Raw genomic sequence first — 17424 nt, 5'->3', positions numbered from 1 at the left:
CATGCCGATCGAGGTACTGATCTCCGCGCCCGAGGCGGTCGCGGCGGAATACATCCCCCATCTGGAACGCGCCTTCGAGACCGAGGAGCTCGAGATCGCGCTGATCCGCGATCCCGAAGCGGCGGGGGGCGCCGAATACGTGATCTGGCACCCGGAGGGGCCGGTGACCGATTACGCCGGCTTCCCGAAGCTGCGCGCCGTCCTCAGCCTCTGGGCCGGGGTGGAACGCGCGCTCGGCAATCCGACGCTGACCGCGCCGCTCTGCCGGATGGTCGATCCGAGCCTGACACAGGGCATGATCGAATACGTGACCGGGCACGTGCTGCGCTACCACCTCGGCATGGACGCGCATATCCTCGGCCAGGACGGGGTCTGGCGCAACGAGGTGGTGCCGCCGCTGGCGCGCGACCGGCGCGTCGGGATCCTCGGTCTCGGCGCGCTCGGCGGCGACGTCGCGCTGGCGCTCGGCGATCTCGGCTTCCAGGTCGAGGGCTGGAGCCGCCGCCCGAGGGAGGAGAGCCGGATCCCCGCCCATTCCGGCGAGGAAGGGCTCGAGGCGCTGCTGGCGCGAACCGAGATCCTGATCTCGCTCCTGCCGGGCACCGCCGCGACGGAGAACCTGCTGAACCGGCGCACGCTCGCCATGCTGCCGCGCGGCGCCTTCCTCATCAATCCGGGCCGGGGCGGCGTCGTGAACGACCAGGCGCTGATCGACGCGCTCGACGAGGGCCAACTCGCCCATGCGACGCTCGACGTCTTCCGCGTCGAGCCGCTCCCGCCCGAACATCCGTTCTGGCGCCATCCCCGGATCACGGTCACACCGCATGTGGGCGCCGAGACGCGCGCCGACACCGCCTCCGAGACGATCGCGCTCAACATCCGCCGCGATCAGGACGGCGAGGCGCTGCTCTACCGCGTGGACAGGGCGCAGGGGTACTGAGCGCGGGGGCGCTGGGCGCGCCCGCCTCCGGCGGGCACGGTGGACGGCCCTTTGGCCGGAGTCGGTTTCTCCCCGCCTGTTGGCGGGGCCCCTCGCTCCGGCCCTTCGGGCCGGCGCGGACTGCCCGATAGATTTCATGCCCATATGAAACGGGGGAAGAAGCCAGCCGCGGACGGGCCGGGCACCCGGCGGCCCGAACAGCCGGCGGGCGCGGCGCGGCGGTTCCGGTGGGGCGCCCTGAGAGGCGAAGGTCCCGAAGCGCGCCGCGGGCACGGCCTTGCCACGCACGGAACGCCCGACGCGGCGCCCCCGCCCGGAGGGCCCTTCTCGCGGCTTGGAAACGGCCCGGGCGCGCGCTAGGAGGTGGCATGGACGCGCCGACCTCCCCCCCGCCCCGGATCGACGATCGCCGCGCGCGGCGCAACGTCGCGGTTCTCGCCGCGGCGCAGGTCGTGCTCGGCAGCCAGATGCCGGTGCATTTCATCCTCGGCGGGCTCGCCGGGCAGATGCTGAGCCCGAGCCGCTGCCTTTCGACGCTGCCGGTCTCGCTCACCGTCTTCGGCTCGATGCTGACCGCGCCGCTGCTCGCCAACCTGATGCAGCGGCGGGGGCGGCGGCTCGGTTTCGCGCTCGGCGCGCTCGGGGGCGGGCTCGGCGCCGCCTTCTGCGCGCTCGGCCTCGTGCTCGGCTCCTTCGCGCTCTTCCTGCTCGGCTCGGCGCTGGTCGGGGTCTACATGTCCGCCCAGGGCTTCTACCGATTCGCCGCCTCGGACGGGGCGAGCGAGAGCTTCCGGCCGAAGGCGATCTCCTGGACCATGGCCGCGGGTCTCGCCTCGGCCATCGTCGGGCCGCAGATCGTGCGCCATTTCAGCGACGCGCTCGCGCCCGTCCCCTTCGCGGGCGCCTATGTCGCGGCGATCCTGCTCAATCTCGCCGGCGTCTGGGTGTTCCGGCTGCTCGACAGCCCCCGTCCCGCGCCGCCGCGTCCCGACGCGCCCCGCGCGCGGAGCTATGGTGAACTGCTGCGCGAGCCGAGGATCGTGGTCGCGATGATCTGCGCGATGGTCTCCTACGCGCTCATGAACCTCGTGATGACCTCGACCCCGCTCGCCATCGTCGGCTGCGGCTTCACGACGGCGAACGCCGCCGACGTGGTGAGCGCGCATGTGCTCGCGATGTTCGTGCCCTCCTTCTTCACCGGCGCGCTGATCGCGCGGTTCGGCGCCGAGCGGATCGTTGCCATCGGGCTCCTGATCCTCGCCGGCGCCGGCGCGATGGGGCTGAGCGGGGTCGAACTCCCGCGGTTCTTCGCGGCGCTCGTCCTGCTCGGGCTCGGCTGGAACTTCGGCTTCATCGGCGCGACGACCATGCTCGCCACCGCCTATCGCCCGGAGGAGCGCGGGCGGGCGCAGGGGATGAACGATTTCGCGGTCTTCGCGATGGTGGGCCTCGCCTCGCTCGCCTCGGGCGGGCTGATGAACTGCGTCGCGGGCGACCCGGTCCAGGGCTGGCACGCGGTCAATCTCGCGATGATCCCGATGCTCGCGCTCGCGGGCGGGGCGCTCATCTGGCTCGTGCTCTCGCCGGAGGCGCGCCGGGCGCCGCCGCGCGCCTGAGCTACCAGCGGCCCGAGAGCCCGCGCAGGAGCAGCGTCGCGCGGGCGCGAACCTCCGGCAGTTCCATCTCCTCGCCCCGCGCCGCGCGGGCGAGCCTCGGCGCGGCGAGCACGCCCGCGAGCAGCGCGGGCGCGGCCGCGCGCGGCACCTCGGCCCGGCGGGCGCGGGCGCGGGCGATGAGGTCGAGCCCGTCGCGCGCCAGCGTCCCGGGATCCACCGCCGGACCCGGCCGGCCGCGCGCCGCGAGTTCCGGCCGCGCGCGGAGCCAGGCGGCGAGCCCCGCGCCCTGGGCGTAGTCGCGCACCACCGGCAGCGCCCTCTCCGGCGCCCCGAGGACGCGGGCGGCGAGTTCCATCAGATGGCCCGCCGTATGCGCGATGTAGCGGTCGAGCATCGGCCGGCCCGCCAGGGCGTCCGGATCGATGTCGAGCGCGCGAGCCTCGATCATCCCGTCGAAGAGCGCGCGCGGCAGGCCATGCGCCGCGATCGCGGCGGCGAGCGGCTCCACCACCTCGTGGCGGCGGGGCGGCCGGCCTTCGTAGATCTCCGCGACCGCGTCGGCCCACCAGCGCAGGCGGATCTGGGCGATCATCGCCTCCCGGGTGACGAACGGGGCGCGGGCGATCTCGAGGTTGAAGGCGTAGAGCGCGAAGAGCGCCGGCCGCGCCGCCGCCGGCGCGGTCATCGCCGCGCGGAACCGGTCGGGATCGGCGCGCGCGACCTCGGCGGCGAGGCTTTCGGCGCTCACGCGCGCGCCGGGGCCGCCGGGCGGACCGCGGCGCCCGCGACCGGCGCGCCGTCGCGCATCAGCTTCCAGAGGATCGCGTCGCGCAGCGCCTGGAAGCTCGCATCGACGATGTTCGCCGAGACGCCGACCGTCGACCAGCGGTGCCCGTCGCCATCCTCGGAATCGATCAGCACGCGCGTCACCGCCTCGGTGCCGCCCGAGGTGATCCGCACCCGGAAATCGACGAGGCGCATGTCGTCGATATAGGGCTGGTACGGCCCGAGATCCTTGCCGAGTGCGCGGGAGAGCGCGTTGACCGGCCCCTGGTCGGCATGGGTGATCGGATCCTGGCTCTCGGAGACGCTCATCACCCGCTCGGTCCCGAAGCGCGCGACCACGACCGCCTCGGAGACCGTCACCGGCTCGCCGCGCGGCCCCATGCGGCGCTCGACCGTGACGCGGTAGCGCTCCACGTCGAAGAACCGCGGCATCTCGCCCAGAAGCTCGCGCGCGAGGATCTCGAAGCTCGCGCCGGCGGTGTCGTAGGAGAAGCCCCGGTCCTCGCGTGCCTTGACCTCGGTCAGGATCGCCGCGAGCCGCGGATCGTCGGCGCGCACGTCGATCCCGGCCTTGGCGAGCCGCGAGCGCAGGTTCGACTGGCCCGCCTGCGCCGACATCGGGATGTAGCGCGCGTTGCCGACCGTCTCGGGCGCGACATGCTCGTAGGTGGTCGGATCCTTGAGGATCGCGGAGGCGTGGAGCCCGGCCTTGTGCGTGAAGGCGGAGGAGCCGACGTAAGGCGCCGAACGGCTCGGCACCCGGTTCAGGATGTCGTCGAGCATCCGCGAAAGCCCCATCAGCTTCGGCAGGTCGTCCCGCGCGATCCCGGTCTCGAAGCGGCTCGCGTAAGGCTCCTTCAGAAGAAGCGTCGGGATCAGGCTGACGAGATTGGCGTTTCCGCACCGCTCCCCGATCCCGTTCAGCGTGCCCTGGATCTGCCGCGCGCCCGCGTCGACGGCGGCGAGCGAGATCGCCACCGCGTTCCCGGTGTCGTCATGCGCGTGGATGCCAAGCCGCTCGCCAGGGATGCCGGAGGCGATCACCTCCGCGACGATCCGCCCGACCTCGGCCGGCAGCGTGCCGCCATTGGTGTCGCAGAGCACGAGCCAGCGCGCGCCGCCCTCGAGCGCGGCGTTGAGGCAGGCGAGCGTGTAATCGGGGTTCGCCTTGTAGCCGTCGAAGAAGTGCTCCGCGTCGAACAGCGCCTCGCGGCTCGCCGCGACATGGGCGACCGAGGCCGCGATATTGGCGACGTTCTCCTCGAGCGTGATCCCGAGCGCCGCGGTGACGTGGAAGTCATGCGTCTTGCCGACGAGGCAGACCGAAGCCGTGCCCGCGTTCATCACGCCGGCCAGCGTCTCGTCATTCGCCGCCGAGCGCCCGGCGCGCTTGGTCATGCCGAAGGCGGTGAGCCGCGCGCGGGCGAGCCGGGGCGGCGCGGCGAAGAAGGCGCTGTCGGTCGGGTTCGCCCCGGGCCAGCCGCCCTCGACATAGTCGATCCCGAGCGCATCCAGCGCCTGCGCGATCCGCGCCTTGTCCCCGGCGGAGAAATCCACGCCCTGCGCCTGCTGTCCGTCGCGGAGGGTGGTGTCGTAGAGGGTGAGGCGGGAGAGGGTCATTGCGCTAGCCATTTCTTTGCCACCTCCCCGACGCGATCTTCCCGGAGGGCTTCGCGTTCTAGAACGCCGAGTTCGGGCGCCCAATTCGGGCGTCCTACCGCGCTTCGCGATCCGGTACCGTCAACTACCATCCACCCGGCTTCCATCAGTTCATTTCGAAGCTGGTCAGCTTCCGCATACTTCTTCTCTCCCCGCATACGCTCCCGCAGTTCCAGCAGCCGATCCAGTAGGCGCGATGCTTCTGTTGAGAACGTCTGCGGAATGTCCGGGTTGGGGTTGCACATCTCAAAGCCCAGAAACCGGCCCGCGTCGAACAGCCTTTGCGGATCTTGGCGAGCGATTTCATGAAGAACGCTGATGGCCTTAGGAGTATTCAGATCATCGGCGAGCGCCGCGATGAATCGCTCGCAGGGTTGCCCCGCCGTATCGATTCCATCGGTATAGGCCGCCCATTTGCGGAGTGTATTGGTGGCTTCCTCGATCTTCGCCTCGGTGAAATCCATCGGCTGCCGGTAGTGCGTCGAGAGCAGCACGAAGCGGATCACCTCGCCCGGCACGCCCTTGTCGAGCAGATCGCGCACGGTGAAGAAGTTGCCGAGGCTCTTCGACATCTTCTCGCCTTCGACGTTTACGAAGCCGTTGTGCATCCAGATATTGGCGAACCGCCCCTCGGGATGCGCGCAGCAGCTTTGTGCGATCTCGTTCTCATGGTGCGGGAACACCAGATCGATGCCGCCGCCGTGGATGTCGAAGCTCGGGCCGAGCAACTCATAGCTCATCGCCGAGCATTCGATGTGCCAGCCGGGGCGGCCCCTGCCCCATGGGCTGTCCCAGCCGGGCTGGTCGGGCGTTGACGGCTTCCAGAGCACGAAATCCATCGGGTCGCGCTTGTAGGGCGCGACCTCGACGCGGGCGCCGGCGCGCATCTCGTCGAGCGAGCGTTTCGCGAAGGCCCCGTATTCCGGATAGCTCGCCACGGCGAAGAGCACGTGGCCCTCGGCGGCGTAGGCGTGGCCCTTCGCGATCAGGGTCTCGATCATCGCGATCATCGCGCCGATGAACTCGGTCGCGCGCGGCTCCTGCGTCGGGCGGAGCGTGCCGAGCGCGTCCATGTCGGCGTGATACCAGCCGATGGTCTCGTCGGTGATCCGGCGGATCGCCTCGAGTTCCGTCTCGCCGGGAAGCAGCGTCTCGGCGGCGCGCTTGTTGATCTTGTCGTCCACGTCGGTGAAGTTGCGGACATAGGTGACGTGATCCGCGCCGTAGGTGTGGCGGAGCAGGCGGAACAGCGTGTCGAAGACGACGACGGGGCGCGCGTTGCCGATATGGGCGCGGTCGTAGACGGTGGGGCCGCAGACATACATCCGCACATTCTCCCGGTCGATCGGGACCAGCGGCTCCTTCTTCCGGGTCCTGGTGTTGTAGAGCGTGATCTCGGTCATGTCATGCGGCTCGCGGCTGTGCCGCGGCGGGCTATCACATCGGACCTGAGTTGGAAATGGAAAGCGCGCCGCGAAACCTCTGGGTTCAGCGGGGAATGAGGCCGGTCGGAATCGGACAGGGGCGCGTCATGGCGCCCCATATGCGCCGCGCCGCGCGCGAAATCAAGCGCGACACGGCGCGAGGCTTGCGAACAAAGCGGAAACGGTGCCAGATGCGCCGCATGAGCGAGGCCGCCCTTTCGACACCCGGATATCTCGACCGGCTGAACCCCGAGCAGCGGGCGGCAGTGCTGCATGGCGACGGGCCGCTGCTCGTGCTCGCGGGCGCGGGGTCGGGCAAGACGATGACGCTGGCGCATCGCGTCGCGCATCTGATCGTCGAGGGCGCGGACCCGCGGCGGATCCTGCTCATGACCTTCTCGCGCCGCGCGGCGGCGGAGATGCGGGGCCGCGTCGGGCGGATCGCGCGCGAGGTGATGGGCGAGAAGGCCGAGGCGCTGGCCGAGGGGCTGACCTGGGCCGGGACCTTCCACGCGATCGGCGCGCGGCTCTTGCGCGAACAGGCGACCGAGATCGGGCTCGACCCGGATTTCACCATCCACGACCGCGAGGATTCCGCTGATCTGATGAACCTCTGCCGGCACGAACTCGGGTTCTCGCGCATGGCGAAGCGGTTCCCGGCCAAGGGCACCTGCCTCGCGATCTATTCCCGCGCGGTCAACGCGCGCGCGCCGCTGGCCGCGGCGCTTGGCGATTTCCCGTGGTGCGCGGAATGGGAGGCGGAGCTCAAGGCGCTGTTCGCCGCCTATGTCGCGGCGAAACAGGCGCAGGGCGTGCTCGATTACGACGATCTGCTGCTCTACTGGGCCGAACTCGCCGCCGAACCGGAACTCGGGCTGGGCGCGCGGTTCGACCATGTGCTGATCGACGAGTATCAGGATACAAACCGCGTCCAGGCGGCGATCCTCGCGGGGCTCCGGCCCGACGGGCGCGGCGTGACGGTGGTAGGCGACGACGCGCAGTCGATCTACTCCTTCCGCGCGGCCGAGGTGCGCAACATCCTCGATTTCCCCGCGGTCTTCAGCCCGCCCGCGCGGATCGTGACGCTGACCCGCAACTACCGCTCCACCGCGCCGATCCTCGCCGCCGCGAACGCGGTGATCGCCGAGGCGCGGGAGGGGTATGCGAAGGAACTGGTGGCGGAGCGGCAAGGCGGCCTGCCGCCCCTGATGATCCGCGTGCCCGACGAGGCGGCGCAGGCGGCCTATGTCTGCGAGCGGGTGCTGGAGGCGCGCGAGGCGGGCGTGGCGCTGAAGGGTCAGGCGGCGCTGTTCCGGACCGCCTCGCACAGCGCGCCGCTGGAGGTGGAACTGACGCGGCGCAACATCCCCTTCGTGAAGTTCGGCGGGCTGAAATTCCTCGACACCGCGCATGTGAAGGACGTGATGGCGCTCCTGCGCCTCGCGGAGAACCCGCGCGACCGGGTCTCGGGCTTCCGCGCGCTCCGGCTCGTGCCCGGGATCGGCCCCGCGAGCGCCGAGCGGCTGCTGGCGCTGCTCGCGGCGCCCGGCGGGACGGAGGCGCTCCGGGGCGCGCGGGTGCCGGCGCGGGCGGCGGCGGAATGGGCGGATTTCGTCGCGCTCTTCGCCGGGCTCCGCGCCGGGCACGGCTGGCCGGCGGATCTCTCCGCGCTCCGCGCCTGGTACGAGCCGCGGCTCGAGCTCATCCACGAGGACGCGCCCGCGCGCATCGCCGATCTCGCAACGCTCGAGGGGATCGCGGCGGGCTATCCCTCGCGCGCGCGGTTCCTGACCGAGCTCACGCTCGATCCGCCGGCCGCGGGCGGCGATCTCGCCGGGCCGCCGCTTCTCGACGACGACTACATGATCCTCTCGACGATCCATTCCGCCAAGGGCCAGGAGTGGAAGCAGGTCTTCGTGCTGAACTGCGTCGACGGCTGCATCCCCTCCGACCTCGCGACCGGCTCCCGCGCCGGGGTCGAGGAGGAGCGGCGGCTGTTTTACGTCGCGATGACGCGCGCGAAGGACGCGCTGCATCTCCTTGTTCCGGCGCGCTTCCACGTCCACAACCAGGCGGCGCGCGGCGATCGCCACGTCCATGCCGCGCGCTCGCGCTTCCTGAGCGACGCGGTGGTCGCGCGGCTCGCCGAACGCTCCTGGCCTCCGCCGCCGCCCGAGGAGGCGCGGGCCGCGCCCGGCCCCCGGCGCGACCTCGCCGCGCGGATGCGCGGCATGTGGGAGTGAGCCCGCCCGCCCCCGAGCGCCGCGCGATCCGTCCCTTCGGCCGGAGGTCGCATGAACCGAAGTCTCATGAACCAATGTCGCGTGGCGCACGCCCCGGTTTTTGCCCAGAATTTTCGGGAAACGGGGCCGAGGACGCGGGGAAATGGAGATGGGCGTGTTGCGGGGATTGCGGGTCGTCGAGAGTTCCGCCTTCGTGGCGGTGCCCTCGGCCGGAATGACGCTCGCGCAGATGGGCGCGGACGTTATCCGGATCGACCTGCCGGGCGGGGGCATGGACGCGGCGCGCTGGCCGGTCACGCCGGACGGGCGGAGCCTGTTCTGGGCCGGGATGAACAAGGGCAAGCGCTCCGTCGCGATCGACGTCGCCGATCCGCGCGGGCGCGAACTCGCCGCCGAACTCATCTGCGCGCCGGGGCCGGACGCCGGCTGCTTCATCACCAACCTGCCGGCGCGGGGCGAGATGAGCTTCGCGAGCCTGCGCGAGCGGCGCGAGGACGTGATCATGGTCTCGCTCAAGGGCACGCGCGACGGCGGGCCGGCGGTCGATTACTCGGTCAATCCCGCGCTCGGCTTTCCGATGGCGACCGGGCCGGAGGGATCGGCGGATCCGGTCGCCCATGTGCTGCCCGCCTGGGATCTGATCGCGGGGCAGATGGTCGCGCTCGGCCTGCTCGCCGCCGAGCGGGACCGCGGGCGCGGGCGCGGCGGGCAACTGGTCGAGCTCGCGCTGAAGGACGTGGCGGCGGCGGTGCTCGGCCATTGCGGGATCATCGGCGAGGTGGTGGTGAACGGGGTCGACCGGCCGAAATACGGCAACGCGCTCTATGGCGGCTATGGCCAGGACTTCCTCTGCGCCGACGGGCGGCGGGTCATGGTGATCGGCCTGACCGGGCGGCAGTGGAAGAGCCTCGTGAAGGTCACGGGCGTCGGCGTGCCGATGGCCGCGCTCGGCTCGCGGCTCGGGCTCGATCTCAACGAGGAAGGCGCGCGGTTCCGGGCGCGCGACGAGATCACCGCGCTGCTCCGGCCCTGGTTCGCGGCGCGGACCGTCGAGGATTTCGCCGGCTCCTTCGACGCGGCCGGCGTGACCTGGTCGGTCTTTCGCAGCTTCGCCGAGGCGGTGCGCGAGGATCCCGATCTCTCGCCGGAAAATCCGATGTTCCACGCGGTCGACCAGCCGGGCATCGGCCGCTTTCCGGTTCCGGCCTCCCCGATCAGCTTCGGCGCGATGGCCCCGGACCGGCCGCGCCCCGCGCCCGAACTCGGCCAGCATACCGAGGAGGTGCTGGCCGACGTGCTCGGCCTCGCCTCGGGCCAGATCGGCGCGCTGATGGATTCGGGCGTGATCGCGGGGCCGGTGCCGGCCTGATCGTCAGCGCAGCGCCGTGATCTCGCCCGCGGAGACCATGTCGCCGGTGGCGAGCACGAGTTCGGTCTCGCCCGCCGCGCCGCGGCGGACCTCGGTCACGGTCGAGAACACCCGCCCCTCGGTGGTCGGGAGCGGGACGTCGCCGGAATAGCTCTCCAGCGTGAAACCGTAGCTGCCCGAGGCCGCCGTCGCGCCCTGGGCGTCGGTCCCGTCCCAGGTGACGCTCGTCGCCGCCGGATCGACGCCGAGGCGGGTGACCTCGGCCCCGAAATCGTTCCTCACCACCAGCACCGCCCTGTCCGCCCCCGCCTCCGGCGTCACGCCGATCTCGACCGGATCGCCGGTGAAGGCGGCGCTGGTCGGCGCCTGGACCTCCCGGCCGATCCAGTCCGCGAAGCCCCCGGCCGCGCCGCCGCCGAGCGCCGCGAGGATCGAGTCGAGCCGGGTGTTCGAACCGATCTGCTGTTCCACCGCCGAGAAGCTCGCGAGCTGGGCCACGAACTCGGTCGAGTCCATCGGCTGGAGCGGATCCTGGTACTTCATCTGCGTGGTCAGGAGCTTCAGGAAGGTGTCGAAATCGGCGGTGAGCGCGCCCGAGGCGGCGCTCGTGGCCGTGCCCGCGGCGGTCCGGGTCGCGGAGGCGGTCGCGCCGCCGGGGGCGGTGGTCGCGGTGGTGGTCGAGGTCAGGTCCATCGCCGGACTCCCTTTTCGGTCAGAGGCGGATGTCGAGCGGGCCGCCGGCCGCGCGGACGGCGGGCGCGGCCGGGGCCGGCGTCGGCGCGGCGCCGCCGGCGGGACCGGGCGTCGCGGCGTAGGTCCGGGCGGGACGGCCCGAGGCGGGCGCGCCGGAGCCGGGATCGCGCCCGCCCGCGGCCATGTCGAGCGAGACGGAGCCGTAGCCCGCGGCCGTCAGGTCGCGCGTCAAAGTCTCTGCGTGGCGACGCAGCAGGTCCATGGTTTCCGGCCGCTCCGCCGTCACCAGCGCGTGCAGCCCGTGCTCGGTGCGGGTGAGCGCGATATGGACGCGGCCGAGTTCCTCCGGATCGAGCCGGATCTCGACGCGCGAGTCCCGGCTCTCGGCCACCGCGACGGTGATCTGGTCCAAGACCGCGCGCGGCCCGGAACCGGCGCGGGCTTCGGCCGGGGCGTCGGGCACGAGGCGCCAGGAGGCCGGGGTTTGCGGGGCGGGACCGATCGCGAGCGGCGCGGGATCCGCCGGGGCGAGGCCCGGATGGCTCCCGGGCCGGGCGGGCGCGGGTCTCGGCGCGGCGGGGGGCGTGGCGGAGGATCCGGCGTCGGAGGATCCGGTCGCGGATGGCACAGGCGGGGAATCCGCCCGCGCGGCCGCCCCGGGCTCCCGTTCTGGCGCGGCGGGCTTCGCGGCCGCGGCGGGACGGGGCTCCGCGGAGGCCGCGCGGACGGCGGGCGGGTGATCCGGCGCGGCGGGCAGGTCGGCGGCGGCCACCGCCGCGCCGGGATCCGGCACGGGCGCGGCGGGCGCGTCCGGGGCGGCGGGCCGCGCGGCCTCGGACGCCTCCGGACCGGACGCCGCCTCCGCCTCGTCGGCGGGCCGGGCGGGCGCGGCGGACACAGCCGGCGTCGGGGATGGAAGCGGCCCGGCCTCGACGGCGCGGCGGGCCGGCGTGGGCGCGGCTGTCGCCCCCTCGGGAGCCGCGGGCACGATTTCGGGCGTCTCCGACGGCGCGAAATCGGCCGCCGCGGTGACGATGGCGGGCATCGGCGCGGCGGGCGAAGCGACGGGCGCCGCCTCGTCGGGGTCGCGCTTCTCCGCGCGGGCGTGGGCGGGCAGGCTTTCCGTCTCCTCCGCCCCGGACGTCGGGAGGAGCGTCGCCGGGATGGGCTCCGGGTCGGGGATCTCCGCGACAGCGGGCGCCGCCTCCGCCGGAGGCGCGTCGGCCTTGGCATGCGCCGGCGGGGGGGCGGCGGCGTCCTGCCCGAGCACGCTGGCGAAATCCCCGGCGGCGCCCGGCTCGGGGCCCTCCCCCGGCGTCAGGCGCGCCTCACGGGCCGCCGTCGCGCGCGCCTGGCGCGCGGGGCCGAGGAAATCGAGGGCGGGGGCGTTCATGCGCTGGCATCTCCGGGTCTGTCCCGCCCGGTTCTGCCCCGGTTCCGCCTTACGAATTCTTAAGCCGCGGCCGGGATCGTCCGCCCAGCGCAGCCTCCGAGGACAGGTCCATGGACATCTCCCCCGCCACCCCGACAGCCGCAGCCGCCCCGAAGGCGCCCGATCCCGACCGCGCCACGCGCGCGGCGGCGCGGGCCTTCGAGGCGAGCTTCCTGAGCGAGATGCTGCGGGAGAGCGGGGTGAACGCCGCCTCCCCGGCCTTCGGCGGCGGCGCGGGCGAGGAGGCCTTCTCGAGCTTCCTGACCGAGCAATACGCGGCGAAACTCGCGGAGCGCGGCGGGATCGGCCTCTCGGAGGCAATCTTCGAGGCGCTGAGGGCGCGGGGGGCCGGGGCATGATCCGGGCGCTGCTCGACGGGTCGCTGCTCGGCGGCGGGTCGCGCCAGGACAGGGTTCTCGCCCTGCTCGACGAGGAGCGCCGGGTGATCCTGGAGGGGCCGCTTTCGCGGCTGGCGCCGCTCGTCGCGCGGCGGGAGGCGGAGATCGCGGACATCCTCGCCGGCGCGCGCCCGGACGAGGATTTCCTCGCCGCGCTCAGGGCGAAGGCCGCGCGCAACGGCCGGCTGCTGCGCGCGAGCCTCGCGGGCGCGCGGGCGGCGGCGGAGACGGCCACGCGCGCGCGCCGCGCGGCGGAACGCCTGCGCATCTATTCCGCCGACGGCCGCCCGGTCGAGTTCGGCTCGGAGGGCGGCACGCGCGACCGGCGCGCCTGACCCCTTCCCTCCGTCGGGCGGCTGGCCGTCGGGCCTTCGCCGGGCTAGGGTCGGCCTCGCAACGAGACGGGGGCCGAATACCCCTGGAAGGAGGAAAGCGATGACCCACGCAGCCCTGGTTCCCGGAGCGGTCGCGGTCGTGACCGGAGGCGCCTCCGGCATCGGCCTCGCGGCGGCGAAACGCTTCGCCGCGCTCGGCCTCAAGGTCTGCGTCGCCGATCTCGGAGCCGACCGGCTCGCGAAGGCGGCGGCGGCGATCGGCGGCGAGGTCCTGACGGTGGAGACCGATGTGTCCCGCCTCGGGGATCTGGAGGCGCTGGAGGCGCGGGTGCGCGAGCGTTTCGGCGGGGTGGACGCGCTGATGCTGAACGCGGGCATCCAGCCCGGCAGCGGGATCCTCGGCCCGGCCGAGGCCTGGGACCGGGTGATCGCGGTCAATCTGATGGGCGTGGTGCGCGGCGCGCAGGTGTTCCTGCCCGGGATGCTGGCGCGGGAGCGGCCGGGCCTCGTGATCGCCACCGGCTCGAAACAGGGCATCACCACGCCGCCGGGCGATCCGGCCTACAATGTCGCCAAGGCCGGGGTGAAGGTCTTCGCCGAGGCGCTGGCGCACGACCTGCGCGGGCGCGAGGGCTGCGCGATCAGCGCGCATCTGCTGATCCCCGGCTTCGTCTTCACCCCGCTCGCCGCGGGCGGCCGGACCGAGAAGCCGGAGGCGGCGTGGACGCCGGAGCAGACGGTGGATTTCATGCTCGAGTCGCTCGACCGCGGCGATTTCTACATCCTCTGCCCGGACAACGACGTCTCCCGCCCGCTCGACGAGCGCCGGATCGCCTGGGCCGCGGGCGACATCATCGAGAACCGCCCCCCACTCTCGCGCTGGCATCCCGATTACGCGGAGGCCTTCGCGGCCTTCGCGAAGGGGGCGGCGGACTGAGCTCCGCCCTCAGGGCGCGGGGCGGTAGGTCGAGACCATCGCGTAGTCCTTGCGCGGCCCGCTCACGCGCCACTCCGCGCGCCATTCGGGCCAGGCGGAGAAGTCGTAGCGGACACGGTAGCGGTCGGGGTCGCACCAGTGCTCGGCCTCGGGCCGGTCGGCGTCGGTCGCGAAGGCGTGGAAGAAGCGCCCGTCGGAGAAATCGACCTCGATGCTGGCCCCCGCCGGCCGCCAGAAATAGCGCCGGCTCGCGCGCATCGGGCGTCCCTCGCCGAGGATGAGCCGGCCTTCCTCGACATAGGAGAGCCCGCCGGGCACGGCGGTGAACCGCGCCGCGCCCTCGAAGCGCCCGCTCGCGCCGGCGCGGGCGTCCTCGATCCGGCGCGCGAGCCGCCAGCCGCCCTCGAATGCCGCCAGTTCCAACGCCGCCCCCGCCTTGTGCCATGCCGGGCGCCGGTCTATCAGACGGCCGCGCTTCCCTGAACCCCGCGAAAGGCCGCCCCGATGATCCCGCGCTATTCCCGCCCCGAAATGGTCGCCATCTGGTCGCCCGAGACCAGGTTCCGGATCTGGTACGAGATCGAGGCCCATGCCTGCGACGCGCAGGCCGCGCTCGGCGTGATCCCGAAGGAGAACGCCGAGGCGGTCTGGAAGGCGCGCGACGTCGAATTCGACGTCGCCCGGATCGACGAGATCGAGGCGGTGACCAAGCACGACGTGATCGCCTTCCTCACGCATCTCGCCGAGCATGTCGGAAGCGACGAGGCGCGGTTCGTGCACCAGGGCATGACCTCGTCGGACGTGCTCGACACCACGCTGAACGTGCAGCTGGTGCGCGCCGCCGACATCCTGATCGCCGATCTCGACAAGGTGCTCGCCGCCCTGAAGAAGCGCGCCTACGAGCACAAGGACACGGTCCGGATCGGCCGCAGCCACGGCATCCATGCCGAGCCGACGACGATGGGCCTCACCTTCGCGCGGTTCTACGCGGAGATGGACCGCAACCGGAACCGGCTCGAGAAGGCCCGCTACGAGGTGGCGACGGGCGCGATCTCCGGCGCGGTCGGCACCTTCGCCAACATCGACCCGGCCGTGGAGGAACATGTCTGCGAGAAGATGGGCCTGCGCCCCGAGCCGATCTCGACCCAGGTGATCCCGCGCGACCGGCACGCGATGTTCTTCGCGACGCTCGGCGTGATCGCCTCCTCGATGGAGAACATCGCGATCGAGATCCGGCACATGCAGCGGACCGAGGTGCTGGAGGCGGAGGAATTCTTCTCGCCCGGCCAGAAGGGCTCCTCGGCGATGCCGCACAAGCGCAACCCGGTGCTGACGGAGAACCTGACCGGCCTCGCCCGGCTCGTGCGGATGGCCGTCGTCCCGGCGATGGAGAACGTGGCGCTCTGGCACGAGCGCGACATCTCGCATTCGAGCGTGGAGCGCGCGATCGGCCCGGATGCGACGATCACGCTCGACTTCGCGCTGAACCGGCTCGCCGGCGTGATCGAGAAGCTGGTGATCTATCCCGACAACATGCTCGCCAACATGAACAGGTTCAAAGGGCTCGTCATGTCGCAGCGCGTGCTGCTGGCGCTGACCCAGGCCGGCGTCAGCCGCGAGGACTCCTATCGCCTCGTCCAGCGCAACGCGATGAAGGTCTGGGAGCAGGGCGCGGACTTCAAGACCGAGCTTCTGGGCGATCCGGAAGTGACCGCGGCGCTCTCCCCCGCCGAGATCGAGGAGAAGTTCGACCTCGGCTATCACACCAAGCACGTCGACACGATCTTCGCCCGCGTCTTCGGCGCGTGACCGGGGAGGAACCCCGGGCGCGGCATTTCGCGCCCGTGGCCGACGCCCGGACCCGGGTGCTGATCCTCGGCTCCCTGCCCGGCGTCGCCTCGCTCGCGGCGGGGCAGTACTACGCGCATCCGCGCAACGGCTTCTGGCGGCTGGTCGGGGGCGTGATCGGCGCCGATCTCGCCGCCCTGCCCTATCCGGCCCGGCTCGACGCGCTGCGCGCGGCCGGGATCGGCCTCTGGGACGTGGTCGGCTCGGCGACGCGGCGCGGCAGTCTCGACCAGGCGATCCGCGATCCCGAATTCGCCGACCTCGCGGGGCTGGTCGCGACGCTGCCAGACCTGCGCGCCATCGCCTTCAACGGAGCGACGGCGGCGCGTCACGGCCGGGCGCGGCTCGCGGACCTCTGGCCCGGGGAGCGGGCGCCCGACCTTCTCGCCCTTCCCTCGTCGAGCCCGGCCCATACGCTGCCCCTCGCCGAGAAGGCGCGGCGCTGGGATGCGTTGCGGGAATATCTCGGCTGAGCCGGCTCAGTCGAGCGGCACGACCTTGACCGCGCCACCGTCCGCGGCGAGCGCGATCCGGCCTTCCCGAAGCGCCGAGGCGTCACGCCCGAAAACCTCGTAGCGCCAGCCGTTGAGCGCGGGCACGTCGTCCTGCTCCGCCGCCAGCGCGTCGAGATCGGCGCCCGAGGCGATCAGGCGCTGGGCGACGCCCGAGGAATCGGCCCGCGCCTTCAGGAGCACGCGCAGCAGGTCGGCCAGGGCCTCGGAGCCGGGCTTGCGCGGCGGATCCTCGCGCGGCTTCGGGATCTCGGAGGCGGGCAGCTTCTCCGCCCGGGCGATGGCGGCGAGGATCCCGTCCGCGATCTCGCCCCGGCGCGCCTCGCGCAGCAGCAGGCGCGATTTCGCCAGATCCTCGTGGGTCTTGGGCCGGTTCGCCGCGATCTCGAGCAGCGCGTCGTCCTTCATGATGCGCGAGCGCGGCACGTTCTTGCCCTGCGCGGTCTCCTCGCGGAACCGGGCGAGTTCGCTCAGCGCGGCGAGGAAGCGCGGCTGGCTGGACCGGGTCTTGAGCCGCGTCCAGGCCAGCGCCGGATCGGCGGCGTAGGTCGCGGGATCCGTCAGCACCGCGAGTTCCTCGGAAACCCAGCTCTCGCGCCCGGTCTCGCGCAGCCGCTGCGACAGCACCTCGTAGACGCGCCGCAGATGCGTGACATCGGCGAGCGCGTAGGCCATCTGCGCCTCGCTGAGCGGGCGCCGGCTCCAGTCGGTGAAGCGCGAGCTCTTGTCGATCGAGGCGCGGGCGATCTGGCGGGCCAGCGTCTCGTAGCTCACCTGATCGCCGTAGCCGCAGACCATCGCCGCGACCTGGGTATCGAAGAAGGGTTTCGGCAGCACGCCGGCCGAGAGCTGGAAGATCTCGAGATCCTGCCGCGCGGCGTGGAACACCTTCACGACCTTCGGATTGCGGAAGAGCTCGTAGAGCGGCTCGAGCGACAGGCCGGGCGCGAGCGCGTCGATCAGCACGGCGGTGTCGTTGCCCTTGCCGGGCCGGGCGAGCTGCACGAGGCAGAGCTGCGCGTAATAGGTCCGCTCGCGCAGGAACTCGGTATCGAGCGTCACGTAGGGGACATCGGCGCAATCCGCGCAGAATCTTGCGAGGTCGTCGGTCTCGGTAATCGGCTTCAAGCGGCACTCCCCCGGCGCCCGGCCGGAACTATGTGAACGGTACAGAGTGGCACCGGGGCTGAGAAACGTGCGCGAAGCTCGTCCAGGTCGTCGGTTTTTTCGTG

16 protein-coding genes are annotated in these 17424 nt (G+C 72.4%); 9 read left to right on the top strand and 7 right to left on the bottom strand.

The window, feature by feature from the left end; genetic code table 11:
- The first annotated feature begins 1 nt into the window (after window position 1).
- Entirely contained in the window at window positions 2-940 is a 939-nt protein-coding gene (locus FJM51_RS00625) for a 2-hydroxyacid dehydrogenase (RefSeq protein ID WP_140452167.1), read from the top strand.
- A gap of 368 nt (window positions 941-1308) precedes the next feature.
- Window positions 1309-2556, top strand: a complete 1248-nt coding sequence (locus tag FJM51_RS00620) for an MFS transporter (protein WP_140452166.1) — start codon at window positions 1309-1311, stop codon at window positions 2554-2556.
- A 1-nt stretch (window position 2557) separates the two neighbouring features.
- On the opposite strand, the gene FJM51_RS00615 is transcribed toward FJM51_RS00620, so the two are convergent.
- The 3 genes from FJM51_RS00615 to cysS are packed head-to-tail and all read right to left on the bottom strand — an operon-like array spanning window position 2558 to window position 6404.
- Entirely contained in the window at window positions 2558-3304 is a 747-nt protein-coding gene (locus FJM51_RS00615) for a squalene/phytoene synthase family protein (protein ID WP_233712917.1), read from the bottom strand.
- Window positions 3301-4962 (bottom strand): citramalate synthase, encoded by a 1662-nt coding sequence (gene cimA / locus FJM51_RS00610; protein ID WP_140452165.1) that lies wholly within the window; start codon window positions 4960-4962, stop codon window positions 3301-3303. Before cimA ends, FJM51_RS00615 begins: the two co-directional genes overlap by 4 nt.
- A complete protein-coding gene (cysS, locus tag FJM51_RS00605; RefSeq protein WP_140452164.1) occupies window positions 4959-6404 on the bottom strand; it encodes a cysteine--tRNA ligase in 1446 nt (481 codons plus the stop codon). Before cysS ends, cimA begins: the two co-directional genes overlap by 4 nt.
- 221 nt (window positions 6405-6625) lie before the next feature.
- Here cysS and FJM51_RS00600 point away from each other — a divergent pair, with 221 nt between their 5' ends.
- A complete protein-coding gene (locus FJM51_RS00600; RefSeq protein ID WP_140452163.1) occupies window positions 6626-8668 on the top strand; it encodes an ATP-dependent helicase in 2043 nt (680 codons plus the stop codon).
- Between the two features lie 148 nt (window positions 8669-8816).
- The gene (locus FJM51_RS00595) at window positions 8817-10037 is read left to right on the top strand and encodes a CoA transferase (RefSeq protein ID WP_140452162.1); all 1221 of its coding nucleotides are present in this window, start codon (window positions 8817-8819) and stop codon (window positions 10035-10037) included.
- 3 nt (window positions 10038-10040) lie between these two features.
- Here the strand turns inward: FJM51_RS00595 and FJM51_RS00590 are convergent, their stop codons facing one another.
- Both FJM51_RS00590 and FJM51_RS00585 read right to left on the bottom strand, forming a co-directional pair.
- Complete coding sequence (locus FJM51_RS00590) at window positions 10041-10730, bottom strand: flagellar hook capping FlgD N-terminal domain-containing protein (RefSeq protein ID WP_140452161.1); 690 nt, start codon at window positions 10728-10730, stop codon at window positions 10041-10043.
- A 19-nt stretch (window positions 10731-10749) separates the two neighbouring features.
- A complete protein-coding gene (locus FJM51_RS00585; protein WP_140452160.1) occupies window positions 10750-12123 on the bottom strand; it encodes a flagellar hook-length control protein FliK in 1374 nt (457 codons plus the stop codon).
- Between the two features lie 110 nt (window positions 12124-12233).
- Between FJM51_RS00585 and FJM51_RS00580 the strand changes: the two genes are divergently transcribed.
- The 3 genes from FJM51_RS00580 (at window position 12234) to FJM51_RS00570 (ending at window position 13832) form a co-directional block, all read left to right on the top strand.
- Window positions 12234-12521 (top strand): rod-binding protein, encoded by a 288-nt coding sequence (locus FJM51_RS00580; RefSeq protein WP_140452159.1) that lies wholly within the window; start codon window positions 12234-12236, stop codon window positions 12519-12521.
- On the top strand, window positions 12518-12895 hold the full coding sequence (locus FJM51_RS00575) for a hypothetical protein (protein WP_140452158.1): 378 nt from the start codon (window positions 12518-12520) through the stop codon (window positions 12893-12895). Before FJM51_RS00580 ends, FJM51_RS00575 begins: the two co-directional genes overlap by 4 nt.
- 100 nt (window positions 12896-12995) lie before the next feature.
- Entirely contained in the window at window positions 12996-13832 is an 837-nt protein-coding gene (locus FJM51_RS00570) for an SDR family oxidoreductase (protein ID WP_140452157.1), read from the top strand.
- A gap of 9 nt (window positions 13833-13841) precedes the next feature.
- Here FJM51_RS00570 and FJM51_RS00565 read toward each other — a convergent pair whose 3' ends face one another.
- The gene (locus tag FJM51_RS00565; protein WP_140452156.1) at window positions 13842-14255 is read right to left on the bottom strand and encodes a DUF6314 family protein; all 414 of its coding nucleotides are present in this window, start codon (window positions 14253-14255) and stop codon (window positions 13842-13844) included.
- A gap of 81 nt (window positions 14256-14336) precedes the next feature.
- Between FJM51_RS00565 and purB the strand changes: the two genes are divergently transcribed.
- Complete coding sequence (purB, locus tag FJM51_RS00560; protein ID WP_140452155.1) at window positions 14337-15641, top strand: adenylosuccinate lyase; 1305 nt, start codon at window positions 14337-14339, stop codon at window positions 15639-15641.
- Window positions 15638-16153, top strand: a complete 516-nt coding sequence (locus FJM51_RS00555) for a DNA-deoxyinosine glycosylase (RefSeq protein ID WP_140452154.1) — start codon at window positions 15638-15640, stop codon at window positions 16151-16153. The genes purB and FJM51_RS00555 overlap by 4 nt, the downstream gene beginning before the upstream one ends.
- Before the next feature lie 6 nt (window positions 16154-16159).
- Here FJM51_RS00555 and rnd read toward each other — a convergent pair whose 3' ends face one another.
- The gene (gene rnd / locus FJM51_RS00550) at window positions 16160-17320 is read right to left on the bottom strand and encodes a ribonuclease D (protein ID WP_140452153.1); all 1161 of its coding nucleotides are present in this window, start codon (window positions 17318-17320) and stop codon (window positions 16160-16162) included.
- Window positions 17321-17424: the final 104 nt, after the last annotated feature.

This window comes from Amaricoccus solimangrovi (genome assembly GCF_006385685.1).
Taxonomy (GTDB): Bacteria; Pseudomonadota; Alphaproteobacteria; order Rhodobacterales; family Rhodobacteraceae; genus Amaricoccus; species Amaricoccus solimangrovi.
The sequence above is the reverse complement of the archived record's forward strand: the minus strand, read 5'-3'. Positions and strand labels throughout refer to the sequence as shown.

What these genes read in the sequence shown, in the direction of transcription:
- FJM51_RS00625 (WP_140452167.1), top strand. Translation starts at nt 2, where the DNA reads ATGCCGATCGAGGTACTGATCTCCGCGCCCGAGGCGGTCGCGGCGGAA.
- FJM51_RS00595 (WP_140452162.1), top strand. Translation starts at nt 8,817, where the DNA reads ATGGGCGTGTTGCGGGGATTGCGGGTCGTCGAGAGTTCCGCCTTCGTG.
- FJM51_RS00585 (WP_140452160.1), bottom strand. Translation starts at nt 12,123, where the DNA reads ATGAACGCCCCCGCCCTCGATTTCCTCGGCCCCGCGCGCCAGGCGCGC.
- FJM51_RS00570 (WP_140452157.1), top strand. Translation starts at nt 12,996, where the DNA reads ATGACCCACGCAGCCCTGGTTCCCGGAGCGGTCGCGGTCGTGACCGGA.
- FJM51_RS00600 (WP_140452163.1), top strand. Translation starts at nt 6,626, where the DNA reads ATGAGCGAGGCCGCCCTTTCGACACCCGGATATCTCGACCGGCTGAAC.
- FJM51_RS00590 (WP_140452161.1), bottom strand. Translation starts at nt 10,730, where the DNA reads ATGGACCTGACCTCGACCACCACCGCGACCACCGCCCCCGGCGGCGCG.
- FJM51_RS00620 (WP_140452166.1), top strand. Translation starts at nt 1,309, where the DNA reads ATGGACGCGCCGACCTCCCCCCCGCCCCGGATCGACGATCGCCGCGCG.
- cysS (WP_140452164.1), bottom strand. Translation starts at nt 6,404, where the DNA reads ATGACCGAGATCACGCTCTACAACACCAGGACCCGGAAGAAGGAGCCG.
- FJM51_RS00575 (WP_140452158.1), top strand. Translation starts at nt 12,518, where the DNA reads ATGATCCGGGCGCTGCTCGACGGGTCGCTGCTCGGCGGCGGGTCGCGC.
- FJM51_RS00580 (WP_140452159.1), top strand. Translation starts at nt 12,234, where the DNA reads ATGGACATCTCCCCCGCCACCCCGACAGCCGCAGCCGCCCCGAAGGCG.
- purB (WP_140452155.1), top strand. Translation starts at nt 14,337, where the DNA reads ATGATCCCGCGCTATTCCCGCCCCGAAATGGTCGCCATCTGGTCGCCC.
- cimA (WP_140452165.1), bottom strand. Translation starts at nt 4,962, where the DNA reads ATGACCCTCTCCCGCCTCACCCTCTACGACACCACCCTCCGCGACGGA.